Annotated in this window: 12 protein-coding genes; 9 read left to right on the top strand and 3 right to left on the bottom strand. The window is 70.4% G+C overall.

The features are described from left to right. Positions 1-9: 9 nt before the first annotated feature. Together SH203_RS00120 and SH203_RS00125 are read left to right on the top strand one after the other, a co-directional pair. Entirely contained in the window at positions 10-684 is a 675-nt protein-coding gene (locus tag SH203_RS00120; RefSeq protein WP_087118865.1) for a response regulator transcription factor, read from the top strand. Between the two features lie 87 nt (positions 685-771). Next, a complete protein-coding gene (locus tag SH203_RS00125; RefSeq protein ID WP_087118866.1) occupies positions 772-1,788 on the top strand; it encodes a MoxR family ATPase in 1,017 nt (338 codons plus the stop codon). Between the two features lie 78 nt (positions 1,789-1,866). Here SH203_RS00125 and SH203_RS00130 read toward each other — a convergent pair whose 3' ends face one another. Next, positions 1,867-4,620 (bottom strand): pitrilysin family protein, encoded by a 2,754-nt coding sequence (locus SH203_RS00130; RefSeq protein WP_087118867.1) that lies wholly within the window; start codon positions 4,618-4,620, stop codon positions 1,867-1,869. Between the two features lie 180 nt (positions 4,621-4,800). Between SH203_RS00130 and SH203_RS00135 the strand changes: the two genes are divergently transcribed. From SH203_RS00135 to SH203_RS00165, 7 genes are all read left to right on the top strand, one after another. Then, entirely contained in the window at positions 4,801-6,243 is a 1,443-nt protein-coding gene (locus SH203_RS00135) for a hypothetical protein (protein ID WP_087118868.1), read from the top strand. Between the two features lies 1 nt (position 6,244). Then, positions 6,245-7,201, top strand: a complete 957-nt coding sequence (locus tag SH203_RS00140) for a DUF58 domain-containing protein (RefSeq protein ID WP_087118869.1) — start codon at positions 6,245-6,247, stop codon at positions 7,199-7,201. Continuing rightward, positions 7,198-8,901 (top strand): hypothetical protein, encoded by a 1,704-nt coding sequence (locus SH203_RS00145; protein WP_087118870.1) that lies wholly within the window; start codon positions 7,198-7,200, stop codon positions 8,899-8,901. The genes SH203_RS00140 and SH203_RS00145 overlap by 4 nt, the downstream gene beginning before the upstream one ends. A gap of 10 nt (positions 8,902-8,911) precedes the next feature. Then, entirely contained in the window at positions 8,912-11,386 is a 2,475-nt protein-coding gene (locus tag SH203_RS00150; protein WP_087118871.1) for a VWA domain-containing protein, read from the top strand. Continuing rightward, positions 11,383-16,866 carry a hypothetical protein gene (locus SH203_RS00155; protein ID WP_087118872.1) on the top strand — a complete coding sequence of 1,828 codons (5,484 nt, stop codon included), beginning with the start codon at positions 11,383-11,385 and terminating at the stop codon, positions 16,864-16,866. Before SH203_RS00150 ends, SH203_RS00155 begins: the two co-directional genes overlap by 4 nt. A gap of 63 nt (positions 16,867-16,929) precedes the next feature. Beyond that, a complete protein-coding gene (locus tag SH203_RS00160; RefSeq protein ID WP_234989316.1) occupies positions 16,930-18,345 on the top strand; it encodes a sensor histidine kinase KdpD in 1,416 nt (471 codons plus the stop codon). A 79-nt stretch (positions 18,346-18,424) separates the two neighbouring features. Further along, the gene (locus SH203_RS00165; protein WP_087118874.1) at positions 18,425-19,348 is read left to right on the top strand and encodes an aspartyl protease family protein; all 924 of its coding nucleotides are present in this window, start codon (positions 18,425-18,427) and stop codon (positions 19,346-19,348) included. On the opposite strand, the gene SH203_RS00170 is transcribed toward SH203_RS00165, so the two are convergent. Both SH203_RS00170 and SH203_RS00175 read right to left on the bottom strand, forming a co-directional pair. After that, positions 19,349-20,071: a hypothetical protein gene (locus SH203_RS00170; protein WP_087118875.1), complete on the bottom strand. Its 723-nt coding sequence runs from the start codon at positions 20,069-20,071 to the stop codon at positions 19,349-19,351. Beyond that, positions 20,068-20,571, bottom strand: a complete 504-nt coding sequence (locus SH203_RS00175) for an RNA polymerase sigma factor (protein ID WP_200808745.1) — start codon at positions 20,569-20,571, stop codon at positions 20,068-20,070. Before SH203_RS00175 ends, SH203_RS00170 begins: the two co-directional genes overlap by 4 nt.

The following is a 20,571-nucleotide window of genomic DNA, read 5'->3' on the forward strand; positions in this document are numbered from 1 at the left end:
GAGGTGCGCATGAGATTGCTGTTGGTCGAGGATGACGCCGATGTCGCCGAGACATTGGTGCTGTATTTGGAAAAGCAGGGCTATGTCGTCGATGTGGCGTCCAGCCTGGCCATCGCGCGCGAGGCCATCGACAAGGGCGGGTTCGATCTGGTCCTGCTGGATCGCGGCCTGCCGGACGGCGACGGGGTGTCGCTGATCGCCTATGCCGAGCAACGCAATCGGCGCCAGAGGTTCATCGTCCTGACCGCCCTGGCCAGCGTCGATCACAGGGTCGAGGGGCTGGAATCCGGCGCCGAGGACTATATCGCCAAGCCGTTCGAGCCGCGCGAACTGCTGGCCCGCATCCGCACCGCCTTGCGACGCACGGTCGAGACCCGGCGCGAAACCCGGCGGTTCGGCCCCCTGATGCACGATGTGCAGAGCGGGGTGTTCTTCGTGGACGAGCAGCCGCTGACCCTGCGTCGCACCGAGGCGCTGGTGCTGGAAGCGCTGATGATGCGCCCCGGCGCGGTGGTTCAGCGCGAGACGCTGGAGGCGCGGGTCTATGGCTACGACAAGATGGTCAACGCCAACTCGCTGGAATCGCAGATTTCGCGGCTCCGCACCAATCTGGCCGGACGCACGGACAAGGTGCGAATCCAGGCGGTTCGCGGTCTGGGCTATTGTCTGGCCCAAGACGGCTAGGCCCCGCTTTCCTCTTTCCGACGGTCAGGCTGGTGCAAGCCAGACGTGTCAGGAATCCCCTCCATGCCTTACGAGTCCGCATCCGCAATGACTTCACGCTCAGACGTCGATCAGGTCCGCGAAAGCGCGGCCGAGTTCAAGGAAACCTTCATCCGCATCCGGGCCGAGGTCGGTCGGATGATCGTCGGTCAGGCGGACGTCGTGGACGGCGTGCTGACCGCCCTGATGGCCGGCGGCCATGTTCTGCTGGAAGGGGTGCCGGGGCTGGGCAAGACCATGCTGGTCGCCTCGATGAGCCGCGCCATCGACCTGCCGTTCTCGCGCATCCAGTTCACGCCGGACATGATGCCCGCCGACATCGTGGGCACGACCGTCCTGACCGAGACCGAAGGCGGCGGCCATGAGCTGACGTTCCAGCAGGGGCCGATCGTCTCGAACCTGGTTCTGGCCGACGAAATCAACCGCGCCACGCCCAAGACCCAGTCGGCCCTCCTGGAGGTGATGCAGGAGCGTCAGGTCACGGTGGGCCGTCGCACCATCAAGATGCCCGAACCCTTCTGCGTCATGGCGACCCAGAACCCGGTGGATCAGGAAGGCACCTATCCGCTGCCCGAGGCGCAACTGGACCGCTTCCTGTTCAAACTGGTGGTCGGCTATCCGTCCGAAGCCGACTATCACGCCATCATCGACAGGACGACGAGCGGTCACGACGTGGTTCTGAATCCCGTGGCCAACGCCGAAATCCTGCAACGGATGCGCGCCGTGGTGCGCCAGGTGCCGGTGACGGAGGCGGCCAAGACCTATGCCATTCGTCTGGTCATGGGCACGCAGCCGGGCAGCGACTATGCCCCGGCCAGCGTCAATCGCAGCGTGTCCCTGGGCGCCTCGCCGCGCGGGGTGCAGAGCCTGATGCTGGCCGCCAAGGTCCAGGCCCTGCTCGACGACCGTTTCGCCGTCAGCACCAACGACGTCGCCGCCGTGGTCATGCCGGTGCTGCGCCACCGCGTGGTCACGAACTTCCACGCCCAGGCCAACAACCTGTCGGTCGACGCCCTGCTGGAGGACGTGCTGGCCCATGTAAAGCGTCCGTACGCGACCGATTGACACCCCAAGGTCAGTTCCAGCGCGCGTTCCGGCGCCGCGAGGCCCTGCTTGGCTCGCGGCGGCGTTTCCAATTTCGGCTTACCGCAGGCGGTTGCCGTAAACGTCCCAGACCTCGACCGGCCCCAGGTTCAGCGCCCGGACCGAGGCCTCGATGGTTTTCAGATCGCCGACCACGACCCAGGTGAGGCGATCCGGGTGATAGGTCTGGCGCGACAGGGCCTGAACCTGATCCAGCGTCACCGCCTTCAGCCGCTCGCCCGACGAGGCGGCGCGGTCGTAGGGCAGGCTGTAGCCGGCCGAGCCCACGATCGAACTCAGAAAGGCGCCGTTGCCCGAGAAGGCCGAGGGCAGGGCCAGAATCCGCGCGTTGCGGTCGCGGTCGACCTCGTCCTGGGTCGCCGGACGGTCGGCGACATAGGCCGCGATCTCCTTGCGGATTTCGGTCATGGCGTCGGCGGTTCGCTCGGCCTCGACTGTGCCGCTGGCGGTGAAGACGCGCTGGCCGGTCGGGGCGTCGGACACGCCGCCGTCGAAGCCATAGGTCCAGCCCCTGGCCTCGCGCAGGTTCAGATTGAGGCGGCTGTTCAACCCCGACCCCAGGATGGAATCGGCCAAGGCCTCGGCGGCCGAGGTCTGCGGATTGAACGGGCCGACGACATGGCCGACCGTGACGCTGCTCTGGGCCGCGCCCGGCGCATCGACCAGGATGACGCGGCCCGGCGTTCCCGCCGCCGCGGCCAGGGTCGCCGGCGGCGTGGCGGAGACCGGACGCCAATCGCCGAAATATTTGGCGGCCAGTCTGCGCGCCTCATCCAGGGTGATGTCGCCCACCAGATACAGGGTCGCGTCGTTGGGGCCCATCTCATGGTCGTGGAAGGCCTGAATGGCCTGACGATCCACCGTCTTGGCGTCGTCGCGCGTGCCGATCCGGCCATAGGGATGGGCGTCGCCCCAGATGGCGCGGGCGTAAACGGGGCCGGCGGCGGCGATGGGGTTGCGTTCATAGGCGTCGAACTGCGGCCCGACCGCCTCCAGCGCCTTGTCGATCTCGCTCTGAGGATAGGACGGATGGCGAACCACCTCGGCGGCCAGGGCGAAGCCGTCGTCCAGCCGGGCTTTCAACATCGACCAGCTGACGCCGCTTTCGCGCGCATCGGCGCCGGCGGCGAAACTGACGCCCAGTCGCGACGCCTGACGCGACAACTGCTCGCGATCATAGCGGCGCGTGCCGGCGGTGAGCAGGCTGAACGCGCGTCCCGCCGTTCCCCGTCCATAGGCGTCCTCGGCCAGCGATCCCGTGCGGAACTGCAAGCGGGCGTCCACCAGCGGCAGGTTCGGCCGATTGGCCACGACCAGCTTCAGCCCGTTGGGCAGAACCGCCTCGGCGATGGGCGGAAAGACGATGCGCGTTTGCGCCGGGCCGGGGTCCGGCATCCGGGCCGGATCGACCGGATCGGCGACGGGCGCGACCGGATCGACCGCCGTCGGCATCTGGATCAGCTCGTAATAGGGGCGGCTCAGCACCCGCGCCGCCAGGGTGCGGATTTCGGCGGGCGTGGCCGCGCCGATCCATTCCCGCTGTTTCAGAAAATAGGTCGGGTCGCCGTGATTGACCTGGCCGTCCGCCAGCCAGGCCCCGATCGCGCCGCTGTTCTCCATGGTGCGCAGCAGGGCGACGTCGGAGGCGGAGATGACGGTCTCCAGCCGGTCGGCGGCCGGTCCCGTCGCGAAGAAGTCCTGCATCGCCGCGTCGATGGCGGCGCCGGCCGCTTCCGGCGTCACGCCCGGCTTCAGGGTCGCGGTCAGGGTGAAGGCGCTGGTCAGCTGTCCCTCGTTGACCCCGGCGGACATGCCCGTTGCGACGCCCAGCCGATCGACCAGAGCGTCGTAGAGGGGCGTGCCGGGTCCGTTCGCCAGACTGCGGGCGGCGAGCTGGAGCAGGGTGTTGTCGCGCGGCGCGTCATTGGTCAGCGGCCAGGTCCGCGCCAGGGCGGCGACGGGAATGTTCTCATAGACGACGTCGCGACGGATTTCGGCCAGACCCGGCGTCCATTGCAGCGTCCGGCTGATCGGCGCGCCGCGTCGCACGCCGCCGAAATAGCGGGCGACCTTTTCGCGCGCGGTCGCCACGTCGATGTCGCCCGCCAGCACCAGCACGGCGTTGGAAGCGCCGTAGTTGTTCTCGAACCAGGCCTTCACGTCGTCCAGCGTCGCCCGGTCCAGGTCGTCCATCGAGCCGATGGTGGTGTGGGCGTAGGGGTGGTCGGGCGGATAATAGGCCTTGAGGAACTGGGCCTCGGAGGCGGCGCCGGGATTCAGTTCGCCCTGGCGCTTCTCGTTCTTGACCACGGCCCGCTGCTCGTCGAGCCCGGACTGGGTGATGCCGCGACCCAGGTTGGCCATCCGATCCGCCTCCATCCACAGGGCGCGGTCCAGGGCGTTGGCGGGCACGGTCTCGACATACTGGGTGAAGTCGGCGGTCGTCATGCCGTTGATGCCGGTGGCGCCGACGGCCTCCAGCGGCGGGAACCAGGGCGAGGGGCGATCCGGCGTCGGCTGGAACATCAGATGTTCGAACAGATGCGCGAAACCCGAACGTCCCTGAGGCTCGTCCTTGGAGCCGATGCCGTACCAGACGCCGACGAAGACGGTGGGGGCGGACCGATCCGTATAGACGAGGGTCTTCAGGCCGTTCGGCAGGGTGAAGGTGTCATAGGGGATGTGGACGCGGCCCAGCTCTGGCCGGGTCTGGGCGATGGCGCGTTCGGCGGCGCCCGTCAGAAGCAGCAGGGCCAGGGCGGCGCTGGACGTCGCCTTTACGATGGGGGTCATGCGCGGGTCCTCGCCGGTTCGGTTCGTGCGACGACGAACCACGACAAGCTTGCGCCAGCCTTGCGCGGCGGACGCCGCCCTGCGATCCCGTCATAAAGGCGACACACGTCGTAAGGTTGGTGCAAGGCCGGGACCGTAAGCGTCGACGATGCCGCATGTGCGGGGTTCAGGAAGGGGCGGATGATCCAGGGCGTCGAAGACCATCTGCGTCTGCGCCTCGATGCGCTGGAGGCGCGCGGACAGCGCGTCCTGTCGCTGCGGATGCGCCGGGCGACCTTGTCGCGCGCCATCGCCTGGGCCGCGCCGGCGTCGATGATCGGCGCGACGGCGGTGTTCGTGGTCGGCTTCTGGCTGCGCTGGCCAGTGCTTTTGGCGCTGATCGTGGTGGTGACGCCGCCGCTGATCGCAGCGGGGCTGGCCTATGGTCTGGCGCGTCGCCAGACGCCCGCTGGCCGTTCCGCCGCACTGGCCCTTATCGACCATCGACTGGATATGAAGGATCGTCTGCAGACGAGCGACGAGTTCGGACACGTCGTCCAGCGGTCGCCGTTTCAGGAAGCCGCCCTGCAGGAGGCGGCGCCCTGGCTGGACCGGGCCGCGAATGCGCCGGCGGACGAGACGCCGCCGATGCCGAGACCGGCGTTGCGACTGCTGATTTGGCCGGCGGCGGCGTTGTGTCTTTTGGCGCTGACGTTCGTCATGCCGCAGTGGGCGTCTTCGCATTCGATGACGACGACGCGGCCAGCCGTCTCCGGCGCTCCAGCCGGCGCCGACGCCGCCAGCGCATCCGGTCGCTCCGAAACGGAAACCACGGGTGCGACGGCGGGCGTCCGGCAGGGCGACGGTCAGTCGGCCGTTCAACAGAGCGGTCAGGACGGCGGCGGCCTGATGGGCGCGCTGCGACGTATCGCGGCGGCGTTCAGCCCGGATCGCGGCTCTGCGGCGGGCGTGCGTGATCGGGCGGCGAGCGCGGGCGCGGCCGGCGACGCCTCGGCCAGCGGCGGCGCATCGGCGGGACAGGGCGCCAAGGGCGCGGCGGGGCAGGGCCGCTCGCAGACGGCGGGCGGCCAGCCCGGTGACGAAAAACAGGCTCCGAGCGACGGATCGAACGCCGGCAAGGCGGCCGAGGAAGACGACGCGGGGGCTTCGACCGGGGGGCAGGCCAGCAGCCCGCCCGGCGGCCGTCAGGATGCGCCGTCGGCGCGTCAATCCGATCCCCAGCGCGCCGAATCCGACGGCGGGCAAGGCGGCGAAGGGCGTCAACCCGGCGGACGCAGCCGACGCTCGGAGCAGAATGGCGACGGCCGCGATCAGGCCGGCGGTCAGGGCGAACCCGGACAGCGGACGGGCGAGGACGCAGGCGCCAAGAAGGGGCGTGGCGTCTCCAGCCTTCTGCTCGCCACGCCCATGCAGGATCGTCTGACCGGCATGGCCAGCCCCGGCCGCATCAGCACCACGACCCGCGACGGCGCCCCGCAAGGCTTCCCCGTGACGCCCGGTCAGGCCGGCGATCGCGGCGTGGCGCGCGGCGAGGCCGGACGCACCGGCGCCCGCACACTGACCCCGCACGATCAGCGTCTGGCGCGGGATTATTTCACCGAACGCAACGGCGGCGGGCGCTAGGATGCTGTTTCGCCGACGCCAGAAAATTCATAAGGACGCGGCCCCCGACGCCCTGGCCGCGCCTCTGGATTTCGAGACCCTGTTCGATCCCGGATTCCTGGCCGCGCTGACGCCGTTTTCGCTACGGATCGCGCGGGCGCAGAAGGGCGGGCGGCTGGCCGAGCAGCGCACCAATGCGCGCGGCCAGGGTTCGGAGTTCGCCGATTTCAAACCCTATGTCGCCGGCGACGATCTGCGCGCCATCGACTGGAACGTCTATCGCCGTCTGGGCCGGGTCTTCGTGCGCGTGTTCGAGGAAAGCCAGGACATGCCGGTCTATTTTCTGATGGATCGGTCCCGCAGCCTCTATGTCGAGACGCCGCCGCGCATCCATGCGGCGCAGCAGGCGGCCCTCGCCCTGGCGGCCGTGGCGCTGGATCAGCACGATTCCGTCGGTTTCCTTCCCTTCTCGGACACGATGGCGGTCGAGTATCGGGGCGTTTCGGGCAAGGCCAGTCTGGCGCGGATCGCCCACAGCCTGGCGGCCCACACGGCCGGGAACGGCACCGGACTGGCGGCGGCCCTGACCCATCTCGCCAGCCTGCGGTTCCGACAGGGGCTGGTCGTGGTTGTTTCGGACTTCTTCGACGAGGCGGGGATCGAGTCGGTGGTGCGCGCTCTGGAGGGCCTGCCGCATCGGCTGCTGCTGGTGCAGTTGGTCAAGGCCTACGATGCGGCGCCCGAACGTCATCCCGATCTGACCGGCGACGTCCTGATGGACGACGGCGAGGGTGATCCGACGTCCGTGACCCTGACGCCGGACGTCGTCGCCCGCTATCGGACGGCCTATGCCGCCTTCGACGAGGCCCTGACCGGCTTCGCCCGGTCGCGGGGCGCAGGTCTGGCCCGGATCGACGTCGACGTGCCGGTGCTGGACCAGTTGGCCGGCCTGTTCGAACAGGGGGCGGCGCGGCTGTGACCTTTCTTTCGCTTCCGCTCTGGGGCGTGTTGGCCGGCGCGGCGGCGCTGGCGGCGCTGCTGTTCGCGCTTCAGATACTCAAGGCGCGGCAGAAGCGCGTTCGCATCGCGACGGCGGGCCTGTGGGCCCAGGCGGTTCGCGCCGCGCCGCTGCGCGTGTTCCGCAGCCGGTTTCGGCGGTGGCTGGCCTATCTGCTGGTTCTGGCCATCGCCCTGTCGTTGTGGATCGCGGGGGCGCGGCCGGAGCTGGCGCCACGCGCCGACGCCGAACGCCAGGTCTTTTATCTGGACGCCTCCGCCGGCCTGACCGCGCGCGACGACTTCGCCCAGGCGAAGCGGGCCTTGCTGGCCGACGTGCGGGCGACCGATCCGGCGCAGCGCATCGTCTATCTGGGCGACGCCACCGCGACGCCGCTGTTGCGTCCCGGAGAGACCGTCGCCCTGTTGGCCAAGCGTCTGGACGCCGTGCGGGCCGAGGCGCGGCCATCGGATTTCGCGCGCTTCATGGCGACCGCGCCGTTCAGGGCCGATAGAACGGGCGTGCGGGCCACGATCCGCTTCTACGGCGCCGCCTTCGACGCCCGGACGGCGAAACCGGCCGACGGCGCGCGCGTCACCTATGGCTATCTGGCCGCGCCGGTTCCCGACAATCGCGGCGTCGTGACACTGGGCGCCAGTCCGGCGGCGTCGGGTCTGGCCGACCGGGCGGATGTGCTGGTTCGGGCCATCGACGGCCGGGGCCGTCCGCTTGCCGCCTCCGACCTTGTGTTCCGACAGAACGACAAGACGGTGGCTCCGACGGTCGTTGCGTCCGCGAACGGCCTGATCGTGCGCGACGTGATGGCGGACGGCGGGGTGTTCGAAGCGCGTTTGGCGCGCGGCGATGCGTTTTCGGCCGATGACCGCGCGGCGCTGCGTCTGCCGGATCGGCGCCGTCTGCGGATCGCACTGTCGCCCGGCGCGCCGACGTCGGTGCGGCGTGTGGTTCTACTGGACACCGGGTTGGAGATCACGGGACCGGACCAGGCCCAGGTCGCGGTGCGCCGCAGCGGCGAGGCATTCGCTCAAGGCCTGCCGACCTTGGAGATCACCGCCGACCGCGCCCAACCGGCCTTCGTCGTGGCCCACAGGGCCGACGACGCCGCGCCCGATCTGGCCGGGGACGCCGAGGCGCTGGGGCTGGACGGGCTGGATGTCGCGGCGCTGGCGCGCAAGGCCGACCGTCCTGTGGCCGTCGAAGCGGCCGAGGGGCCGCGTCGGGGGCTGGCGATCTGGAGCCTGCTGTTCGAGAACGGCGGCGGTTTCACCGCCTCGGCGGATTTCCCGGTCTTCGTGACGCGGTCGCTGCGCTGGCTGTCCAATCCGGCGCCTTGGATTCCGTTTGCGGCGGCGGGGCAGGATCTGGTGGACGAGTCCGACCTCTATGGCCTGATCGCCGACCGTCGAGTCGCCGCCCGCGCCCTGAACGGCGACCTCTATCTGGGGCGCGCCGGCGAGACGCGGATCGGCGACCTGTCCATCCAGACCTCGCTGGTCGATCCGGCGGTGACGCAGGGCGTCGCCCGTCCGATCCCGGCCGGTCTGTCGGTCGTTCGCGCCCATGGGGCGGCGGTCGATCTGATCTTCATCCTGCTTGCAGCCTTCGCTGGTCTGCTTCTGCTGCTGGAATGGCGGCTGACCCGGCGCGGCGTGATGGCCTGAAGGATACGCGGTGCATCTGACCTTCCTTCACCCCGAGGCCGGCTGGCTGCTGTTGCTGGCGGCGGTCTTCGTCTGGTTCGCGCGCCGGGCGCCGCGCGTGCGGCTGGCCCTGCGTGTCGGAATATTCCTGGTGCTGATCGCCGCCCTGGCCCAGCCCAGCCTGATCTATCGTGGGCGCGGCGCGCCCCAGGTCTTCGTGGTCGATCAGGGCGCGAGCCTGTCGCCCGAGGCGCGGCGTCAGGCGGCCGAAACCGTCAGGGCCGCCGCAGCCCTGCGTCGTGGACAGGGGCCGGTGACGCTGATCCAGCGCGGCGGCGCACCGCTGGGGATCAAGGCGGATCACGTCGTGACGCTACCGGACGCCGGTGACGGCGGATCGCTGACCCAGGCGCTGACCCGCGCCCTCGACGTGTTTCCGCAGGATGGCGGGCGGATCACCGTGATCGGCGACGGACTGGGCGGCGGTCGGGACTGGGGCCGGGTGGTCGATGGTCTGCTGGCGCGCGGGATCGCGGTGGATGTCCTGCCGCTCGCCACGGCCCGACGCGAGGCCTTCATCGCCGGCGCAGCTCTGTCTCTGACCGGGGCGGGGGAGCGGACGCCGATGCGGGTGCGGCTGGAAGGGGTTGGGCAGGGGCTGACCCTGACCATCTTCGACGGCGAACGTCAGGTCGCCGCCGCCCCGGCCTTCGATATGGATGGAAGCCGGATCGTGACCCTGGACCTGCCCGGTGCGCGTCCGGGCTTCCGGCCGCTGCGGCTGGAGTTGAGCCGTCAGGGCGCGGTCATCAGCCGCTATGAGACGACCGCGGCGGTGCAGGAGCCCTTGGCGGTGCTGTACGCCAACGGCCGGACCTCGGCGGGCGGCGCGGCGATGCAGCGGCTGGCGGGTTATGGTCTCAGGGTCGATCAGCGTCGGCCGGGGGACCTGGCGGGGGCGGACCTGGGCCGCTATCGCGCCGTCATGCTGGACGACGTGCCGGCGGGAGAGTTGTCCAGCCCGGCCATGACGCGGCTGCTGGACCGGGTTCGGGACGGCGGGCTGGGCTTGATCGTTTCGGGCGGGGACGCCGCCTTCGCCTCGGGCGGCTATGCGGGCACGCCTTTGGCCGCCGCCCTGCCGGTGACGCTGCGTCAGGACGAAGTCACCGAAGACCCCAGCGTGGCCCTGGCGGTCGTGATCGACACCTCCGGCTCCATGCTGGGCAAGCCGCTGGACCTGGGCAAACAGATCGCGCGTCTTGCGGTGCGCAAGCTGACGCCGGCCGACACGGTCGGGGTGGTGGAATTCTATGGCGGCCGCCAATGGGTCGCGCCGATGCAGCCCGCGCGCGACATCCCCGAGGTCGAGCGCGCCATCGGCCGCGTCCAGGCCCAGGGCGGCAGCGAACACTTGTTCGACGCCCTTCAGGAAGCCTATTACGGCCTGAAGAACACCCAGGCGCGTTATCGCCATATCCTGGTGATTTCCGACGCCGGGGTCGCGGCCGACCGCTATCCCCAGCTGATCCGCCACATCGCCGACGATCAGGTGACGGTCTCGACCGTCCTGGTCGGCGGCAGCAGCGAGGGCGAGGCGCGTATGGCCCAATGGGCGCGCTTGGGCCGTGGCCGCTTCTATGTGGTCAACGACGAGTTCAGCCTGGTCGAGATCAACCTGAAGCAACCGCGCCAGAAGCCGGAGCCGGCAACCAAGCGCGGCGCCTACGCCCTGACCGCCTCCGGGCCCGCCTATGGCTGGTCCGATCTGACGACGCCCGCGCCGCCCGCCCTGAACGGTTACGCCCAGTCGGGGGTTCGGCCTCTGGCGGACACCCTGTTGAAGACGGCCGGGGGCGAGCCGATCCTGGCGACTTGGCAATGGGGCGCGGGCCGGGTGACGGCCCTGATGACCGAGCCGGTCGGCGACGGGACCGCCAGCTGGCGGGGCTGGTCCGGCTATGGCGACTGGATGCGGCGGCTGGTGGGGCGCACGGCGGACGCCCGGCCGGAATGGGACGTGCGGCTGGGCCGCGTCGGGGATCAGACGACGGTGGTGGCGCAGGCGGTTCGGGCCAGCGGAGACGCGGCCCCGACCATCCGGCTGATCGGATCGGACGGCGTTGCACAGGCTCTGACGCCCGTGCAACGCGCGCCGGGCCTGTTCAGCGCGACGGCTCGCGTTCCGTCCGACGCGCCCGTCCGGGTCGAGGTGTCCGACGCCGCCGGCGTGGTGCGCGCCGCGCTAGGGGCCAGGGATGGCGGCGATCCGACCCGTCCGCCGTCCGAGGCCGACGCCTTGCCGCTGGAGCAGTTGTCCGCCTTGACGGGCGGCAGGGTGGTCGAACAGGCGGATCAGATGGGCGATGCCGACGGTCGGGGACGGGCGCTGACGGCCCTGGACCTGTGGGGCTGGCTGTGCTGGCTGGCGCTGGCGCTTTATCTGGCAGACATCGTTTATCGCCGTTGGCCGGCCGAGCGCGGCAGGGCGGGAGTTCGACCATGATCCTGCGTTCCGGCAGCCTTTTTCTGACCTTGGGCCTCAGCCTCGGCGGGGTGGCGGCGCCCTCTATCGCTGCGGCTCAAGCCACGCCCGCGCCCGTTCGCACGACGGCGGCGACCGTCATCGACAGCGATCTGCTGAGCGCGCGCCGGCTGGACTTTCAGGCGGCGGATCGGCTCTACGCCCGCGCCGTCCTGGCCGACGATCTTCAGGCCGTCTATGCGCGGCTGGACGCCTTGGCAGCCCAGGGGGGCGCCGGCGCGACCCGCGCCCTGGTGCTGAAGGCGGTGCTTCAGTGGCGTGACGGGGCGGTGGAGGCCGCGTCCGACACAGCCTCCAGCGCCGTCGAACGCGGTCCCGACGCAGACGCCCTGATGCTGCGCGGCCGGCTGCTGGACGTGCAGGGTCAGTCGGGCGCCGCCGCCAACTGGTATCGCCGCGCGCGGGCCGTGTCGAACGATGCGGCGGAACGGGCCCTGATCGACCAGCGCCTGGCGATCATCGGCGTGTTGGGCCGCCAGCCCGGCGCCCTGACCGACTATGCGCGGACGGGCGACGCCGCAGCCGCACGGTCAGCCGTTGTCCTGGGCCTGCTGGGCCGTCCGGCCGACGCCCTGGCGCTTTATCCCGACCGTGAAGGGAAGGGCGGGGCGAACCGTTATGGCGAGGCCATTCGCGTCGCCGACTGGTCGATCGCCGCCGACCGTGCCGATGCGCCGGACGCCGCTTGGCGCGCCGTGACGGCGGCGACGACGGCCGAGGATCGGCTCTACGCCCTGGCGCTGGTGGTCGAGGCGTTTCGCGACAGGAACGATCTGGCGGGCGCCGCCGCCTATCTGGCCGCCAAGCCCAACAGCGTCGAGACGGCGCAGACCCGGCTCGATGTCCTGCTGGAGCTGAACCGCTACGACGAGGCCGTGGGCCTGGCGCGCACCCTGGACTCGACGGCCGCGCAGGAGCGGCTGCTGGGCGTGCTGCGCGCGGCGGGACGCACCTCGGATGTCGAGGCCGAATACGCCCGGCTGATCAAGGCGCAGCCGGATCAGCCGCGCTGGTCGAACGCCCTGGCCGCCCTCTATCTGGAACAGGGCGAGGCCGAGCGGGCGGTCGGCGTCTATCGCGCCTTCTTCGCCGCCAACCGCAGCCGACCCGCCGCCCAGATCGAGGCCGCGCGGCGCATGATCGCCATGGGCCTGGGCGACCAGGCGCGGCGTCTGCTGGACGAGGCGTCGGACAACGCCGAACTGGTCGCCGCCGTTCGTCGGTTCGAGATAGAAACCGCCATCGACCAGGGTCGCAACGACGCGGCCGAGGCGGGGCTGGCGGACCTGCGTCGCGTCAGCGGTCGCGATCCGGTGCTGATGATGTCGGCGGCCGAGGATTACGAACGCCTGGGGCGTCAGGATCTGGCCCTCGCCACCCTGTTGGACATCGAGCGCGCCGGAGGCGCTCTCAACGACGAGCAGCAATCCCACATCGCCGAACTGGCGTTCGCGGCGGGTCAGCCGCAGGAGGCCCTGCGCCGCTGGCGCGCCCTGTGGGCGAAAACGGAGCTGCCCGCGCGAAAGACCTATCTGCAGCGGCTGATCATCCGCGCGGCGCAGCGCACCGGCCAGCTGGATCAGCTGGGGACCGAGCTGGAACAGAAAATCCAGAGCGGCGCCGCCGATCAGGGCGAGGTCAATCTGCTGGTCGAAATCCGCATCGAACAGGGCGACGGGGCGGGGGCGGAACGCGCCGTCCAGACCTATGCCGAGCGGTCGCGCGCGGGCGAGGTGCGGACGCTGGAGCAACTGGCCGCCGTTCAGGCCCGGCTGCGCAACACAAAGGGATTGAACCAGACGCTGGCGCGTCTGGCCGACGCCGATCCCGCCAACGCCGACGGCTATCTGCGCCGTCTGGTCATCAACCTTCTTCGCTTCCCCGACCCGGACGAAAGCGATGCGGCGCGCAACGCCCGCGTGGACGCCTTGCTGCAACGCATCCGCGCCGTGGGGCGTCAGGACGACGCCCAGGCCGCTCGGTTCGCGGCCTTGATCTACACCTCGGCCTATCGTCTGGACGAGGCGCTGGTTCAGTATCGACGCGCCCTTGTGCTGGCGCCGGACGATGTGGACGCCCTGTTGGAATACACCGGCGCCTTGAAGGCTCAGGGCGACTATGCCCGGGCGGCGGGCCTCTTGCAGTTCAAGGCCGATACGGCGACGACGCCGGCCGCCTTCGTCGCGGCGGTCAACGGGCTTCTGGACCTGATGTCGGCCAGCAGCGATGCCGACGTCAAACCGATCCCGGCCGACCTGATCCAGTCGCGGCTGGGCTGGGCCCGGCGCGCGGCCTTCGAGCGTATTCTGCAGGATGGGGACGACGTGCGGCTGTCGTCCCTGGTCGGCGACATCGCGCAGGATCGCGACGATCCACAGACGCATCTGCGGGCGCTTCAGGCCTCGCTGGCGGTGGCAGGGGACCAGAAGCCGGCGGTGTTGCGCCAACTGATCGCCCTGACCTCGCCCGGCGATGCGGGGCTGGGCGATGCGGGGCTGGGCGATGCGCGGTTGAAGGCCGTCTATGGCCGGCGTCTGGTCGCCATGCGCAAACCCTATCCGCCCGAGGTCTATGCCGATCTGGCCCAGACCTTCCTGAAACAGGGCGACGCGGCCGGGGCCGAACGCGCCTTCGCCCTGATGGGCGACATGGGCGGGCTGGTGAATCTGGATGCGCTGCGCGGCGGCGCCTACGCCAGCGCTGGCCGTACCGCCGAGGCCCTGGCCAGCTATAGGCTGGCGCTGTTGCAGGATCAGGACAGCCTGGACCTGCTGACCCAAACCGCCGTCCTGATGGAAGGCGCGGGGCGGAACGATGAAGCGTCGGACCTGTACTGGCGCGCCGTCGGCCTGTTGATCCAGCGCCAGCCGCCGCGCCTGGTCGGGGATGCGCCGCCCAATCTAGACGCGGCGCAATATGCGCCGGCCCTGGTCGAGGGGCTAATCCTGACCTGGCCGCGCGCGGAGACGACGCAGCGGATCGCGCAATGGAAGACCGCCTTCGCCGCCGCCCTCGCCAGCGCGGCGCCGGATGCGTCCTCGACCCTGTTGGATGCGCCGCGTCTGGCGCTGGCCGTCGCCATCAATCACCGACTCGCCGTTGCGCTTGATGATCCGACCCTGCTGGACATGGAAGCGCCCCTGCTTCAGCGTTACGGTCAGGACGCCCAGTATCTCCGTTCGCTGGCGGCCGTTCGCGCGGGCGGACCGGACAGCGATCCGCGCGACTGGCCCATCGCCGATCTGCGCCGGCAGGCGAAAGTCAGCGGAAACTTCAATCTCGATCTGGCCCTGGCGTTCGAGGCCGAGGATCGCACCCAGCTCAAGGCCCTGATCGCCCAGGCCATCGACGCCGATAAGCCGTGGCGCGAGGCGCGCGAGGCGGGGTCATACGGGCCGCAGCCGGCGATGCTGGTGTCGCTGCTGATGACGGCGGCCGATCTGGCGACGCCCACGGTGATCCGCGAGGACCTGCTGCCCGCGCTGGATGCGACGCCGTTCCGCGACCTGGCCCTGTTCGACGTCTATCGGGTCGATCCCGAACGGTTCCAGAAGCTGGAGACGGCGGCCGGGCGGCGATTGCTGGCCGATCCGGTCCTGATCGGCCTTCTCGTCACTCGCGGAAACGATCCCTTGCCGGTCGCCGGCGGCGCGGCGCGGGGACGGGGCGGGGTCAGCCCGTTGCAGGCGATGGTCGCCCGGTTCGACGCCGACGGTCTGATCGGCCTTTATGAAGCCCTGGTCGAACGTCAGGACCAGCAGGGTGAAGGCTCGGCCCTGCAGGCGCCCATCGTGGGGATGCTGCTGGACGGCGACCTGACGCCGGCGCGTCAGGCGCGGCTTCAGACCCTGTTGTTGCGCGACATCGCGGCCGAACGTCCGGGCCTGCCGAACTCGGTCGCCGACTTCGCGGCCCTGCTTCTGCGGCTGGATGCGCCCCAGGCGAACCGTCCGCTTCTGTTGACGGCGGCGCGGGCCGCCGCCGTGCGCTATCCCGATGGCGCGATGCTGCCCAAGGTTCTGGAGGCCTGGTTCGCGGGCGACCGCGACGGCGCCTTCGAGGCCCTGTCCGGCCTGATCGAGGCGACCCGCGCCGGCGCCGACAGCCCGCTTCAACAGCTGGCCCAGACCCGTTTCGCCGCCGAGCGCCGCCGCGCCTTCGACGTCTTCCTGGCCCAGCCCAACGCCGACCGCGAGGCCGCCGCCCGGTTCCAGCGTCGTTTCCTGACGGGCGCGTTGAAGCAGCCGACGCCGGACCCCCAGATGCTGGCCGCCTATACGCGGCTGGCGGCGTGGGAGCCGACCAACGTGGCCTATGTCGCGCCCCTGATGACCCTGCAGGCGCGGGCGGGAGACTTCGCCGCCGCAGCCGCCGCGGCACGCCCCTATGTCGAGGCCCACGGCGACGATCAGGAGGCGGCGACCGCCCTGGGTCTGGCCCTGAGGCTGAGCGGCGACGAGGCGGGGGCGACGCGGGTGGCGCAGACGGCCAGCATCGACCTGGACGACGCCGACTGGATCGGCCAGTTGGCGACCCGCGCCGCGACGCCCCGATCGGGTGAGGGCGACATGTTGAACGCTTTCGACGCTTTGTGGACCGCCTATCAGACCCGGTTCCCCCAGGCCCCGGCGGTCGTCGCCCTGTCGGCGCCCGCGACCCAGGCGACAGTGGCGGACGGCGCCAAACCCGGTCCCTTGCACGCCCTGAACGCCGCCGACCGGACGCCCGCACAGGCCGCCGAGGCCCTTCGCGGACTGTGGCGGAACACCGCGCCGCGCGGCCGTGAAGACGGGGATGCGGCGGACCGTCAGGCGCTGATCGACGCCCTGGTCGATCCCGCCGCGACGCCCCTGTTGCAGCGACCGGAGGTGATCGCCGAGATCGAGGCCGAACTGGCGGCGTTGTCGCCCCAGTCCCAGGGGCGCCAGATGCGGCTCTACGACCGCGTGGCGCGCGGAATCCTGGCTCAGGGCGATCCGGCGGGCCGAATGGCGGCGCTGACGGCCCGGCTGGACGGCCCGGCCCTGCGTTTCCACGATCTGGCCCTCTATCTGGCCCTGGCGGACGCCGGCGAACGCCCTCTGTCCCCCGAAGCGATGAACGGCCTGCGTCGCCAGATGCAAGAGGCCGCCGCGCCGTCGGCGGGTCTGCGCCTCGTCGCCGCGCGGGTCTTCGGGCGTTCGGGCGACGCCGCCACGGCCGCCGCCCTGGTCCAGGCGGCCTTGCTCCAGACGCTTTATCCGACCACGGACGATCAAAGTGCGGGCGATCCGCCACTGGCGCCCGGCGCCTTCGTCGCGGCGTTGGCGGCGATCCCGGACGGGCGGGCGCGACAGTCGGCCTATGGCGACCTGAAGGTGGTGTTCGACCGTCAGGCGGCGTCGCCGGGCGTGGCGCGGTTCGGCGACCTGCCGCCCCTGGGCGCATCGGTCGCGCGCTGATCGCGGCGTTTCGCCCTGGGCGGGTTCGCGCTATCCTGATCGGGATCGCATAAAGGGGCCGGCGTGAGCGTCAATCTGAGGACATGGCATCGGTCGATGTTCGGCCAGATGACGCTCATCACCATCCTGTTCGTGGGATTCGGCGTCTATTTCTTCAGCCTGCGTCCGCTGCTTTCGGTCGAGCCGAACGGCGTGGCCGATCCGCTGGAGCAGACGGCGGCGCGCGCGTCCGACGCCCTCAGCCGCTTCGCCTTCGCCGAAGGCCAGGCGCCGGGCTCGGGCGGCGACCTGGCTCAGGATGCCGTGCTGGCCGACATTCGGGCGCACAATCCGCGTTTTCGCTATTTCGTGCGCGTCGGCGACCGGGATTTTCGTCAGGGCGAGGGCACGCCCTTCTTCGTCAGCCTGGGCTTCGACCGGCTGGAGCGACAGGATCTGTCGCGCGCCTATCCCGGCGTCTGCATCAATTCGACGCGAAACGATCTGGGCGGTCCGGGCCTGGTCTTTCTGACCTATTCGGACTGCGGCGGGCGACGCACCTATTACGAATACGCCGGGATCGAACACGCCACGACCAGCGCCGCCGCCACCTCGGCCCAGCTCTATGGCAAGTTCATCTGGAGCTATGGCGGCCTGTTCCTGTCCACCGTGGGGATCGCCTTCGTGGTCTTCGCGGTGGTTCTGCTGGTGAACGTCTGGCGTATCCGCCGCGTGGCGGCCATGGCCCGCGATCTGGACCCCGACGATCTGAAAGGTCTGTTCCCCGAGCGCGGTCTGCCGCTTGAGGTCGTGCCTCTGGTCTCGGCCCTGAACCAGATGATCGTGCGCGTGGACGAGGCCCAGCGGCGCCAGAGGTTCTTCCTGTCGGCGGCCGCGCATGAGATGCGCACCCCTTTGACGGTCCTGCGCACCCGTCTGGAGATCATGGACGACGGCCGGTTGAAGGACAAGTTGATCGCCGACGTGCGGCGCCTGACCGATCTAGCCAACAAGCTGTTGACGCTGATGACCATTGGCGAGTCCCGTACCGCCATGCGCCGATGCGACCTCGTCACCCTGGCCGGACGGGTGGTGGGCGAGCGCGAGACCGTGGCGCGCCGTCGCGGCCTGGACCTGGTGTTCGAACGCGAGGTCACGCGCATGGAGATCGTCGCCGACGCCGGTCTGGTTGAGACCGCCATCGGCAATGTGGTCGACAACGCCCTGTCCTTCTCGGCGGAGGGGCAGAGGGTGACGGTCAGGCTGGACAAGGACGGCTGGGTGCGCGTGCGCGATCATGGTCCCGGCATTCCCAAGGAGCGGATCAAGGACCTGTTCGAACCCTTCACCCGTTTCTCTACCGGACGTAGCGGCTATGGTCTGGGCCTCGCCATCGTCAAGGCCGTCATCGAACGCCATGACGGCGCCGTGGAGGTCAAGGCGGGAGAGGGCGGCGGGGCCGAGGTGTCGCTGCGTTTCTCGCCCGGGACGCCGGGCTGATCGCGCCCGCGCGCCTGACCAGCGGCGCCAGCTTCCGATCAGCTTGCGATCCTAGCCTGAAGGGAAATCGGAGGTCGCCTTGCTCGTTTTCCTTCTCGCCGCCGTCGCCCTGAGCGCCATCCAGAACCCGGTCGAAGCTGTCCCGCCTGTTGAAGCGTCCGCTCCCGATCACGCTGCGAGCGCATCGGCAACGCGGTCGGCTACCCTGTCGCACGACACGCGGGGGCGCCCGACCATCACGGCGACGATCAACGGACAGGGCCCTTACGCCATGGTCTTGGACACGGCGGCCCAGACCAGTCTCGTCACCCTGCCGCTGGCGCAAGACCTGGGCCTGCCGGCTTTGGGACAACAGATGAGCATCGCCGGGGCCAGCGGTCAGGCCCAGGCCGACCTCTATGGCGTGGACCGGTTCTCCACCGACCTGTTCGACGCGGAGGGCGTCGCCATGCTGGCCCTGCCCAACGCCGGCGCCACCGAGGCGCGGGGCATCGTCGGGATGGAAATGTTCGCCGCAGGTCGCCTGACCTTCGACCCGGCGGCTCACACCGTCAGCTACCAGCCGTCGGGCGCGCCAGCCGAAGGCTACGCCGTCGTCAAGGGACGACTGGACGACACGGGCCTGCTGATCGTGCCGGTCGAGATCGACGGCGTGGCGTTCGACGCCCTGGTCGATACGGGTGCGGCCGTCTCGGTCGCGTCGGGCGTCGCGCTGAAGGCGCTGGGCTGGAGCCCGAACGATCCGCGTCTGAAGCCCGCCGGCGCTATCACGGGCGCAGGTCGTCAGGAAACCTCGGTCCAGTCCGGCCGTGTCGCGCGTGTCAGTCTTGGCCCGGTCAACTTCCGCGACCTGAACCTCATCTTCACGCCGGATGCTCCCGCTGACAGCCCTGCCGAAACGACCGCCAAACCCACCCTGATCCTGGGCTCCGACCTCCTCAACGCCCTCGACGCCTTCGCCATCGACTTCCCCAAGGCCGAACTGCTGATCCGCGTTCCGTAATCATCGCCAGCCGGCGTCGCGGGCTTGGGTTTCGGCGGCGGTGTCGGCGGAGGGGCCGGCGATGAGGGCGTCGATGGCGGCGAGAACGGCGGCGGGCGTGTCGGACGAGGCCGTTCGCACTTCGCCTTGCGGCGACGACAGCGGCGCCAGGGCCTGAACCGTCCAGCCGTCCGAACGGAGGCAGGCCAAGCCGGCCAGACCGTCGTTTCGGGCCTGGAAGGTGCGGCACCAGCGCCCTTCGCCGTCCTGGAAGGTCAGGCCGACGGCCCGGCCCGCGCTGTCCGCTCCTTGCGACGCCAGCCGGCGATCCAGAACCTTGACCAGACCGGCGTCGGCCAGGGCGCCGTCTTCGGCGATGCGGACGCCCGGCCCGTCGTTCAGGCGCGGCCCGATCAAGACCCCGACGACAAAGGCGGTCGCCGCTAGGCCGGCCCAGACCGGAGCATGGCGCGGCGTCAGGGCGTCGGTCAGCCAGGTCGTGAGGGTCGACAAAGGCGTGGCGCGCGCATGCGCGTCGCCCGCGATCAGACGTGCCAGGTCGCGGTCTCGCGGGTCGACCAGGGCCGGAAAGGCCTGTCGCGTCGCCGCGCGCAGGCGCCGCGCCGCCGCCATCCGTTCGGCCAGGGCCGGATCGGTTCGAGCCGCCGCCTCAAGTCGCGCGACGTGTTCCGGCGATAGTTCGCCGTCCGCCCAGCGCATCAGGGTTTCGTCGTCGAGGGTCATGCCGTCACTCCCTGGGCGGCCAGCGTTTGCATCAAGGTCTGACGGCCGCGCACCAGACGGCTGGTCAGGGTGCCGGCCGGCACGCCCAGAACCTGGGCCGCTTCGGCGTAGGACAGGCCCTCGACCAGGACCAGGGCGACGGCCTGTTTCTGATCGTCGGGCAGGGCGTAGATGGCGTCGCGCACCAGCCGGGCGTCGGCGCGCAGCGCCTCGTCGGCCTGGGCGGCGTCGGGCACGCGGGCCGTCGCCTCGTCCTCAGGCGTCAGAACACGGCCCCAACGCTGGCGGGCGCGGCCTTCGTCGATGGCGATCCGTCTCATGATCGTAAAGGCCCAACTGTCCAGCCGCGTGCCGGGCCGAAACCCGCGCCGCGACGCCAGGGCGCGTTCGATCGTCTGCTGCACCAGATCCTGGGCGTCTGCGTCGTGGGGACGCAGGACGCGGGCGAACCGGCGAAGGCGCGGCAGCAAATCCACCAGGCCCTTTTGAAAGTCGTCCAC

Origin of the sequence: Brevundimonas sp. SH203, from assembly GCF_002157625.1 — a bacterium.
Lineage (GTDB): Bacteria > Pseudomonadota > Alphaproteobacteria > Caulobacterales > Caulobacteraceae > Brevundimonas.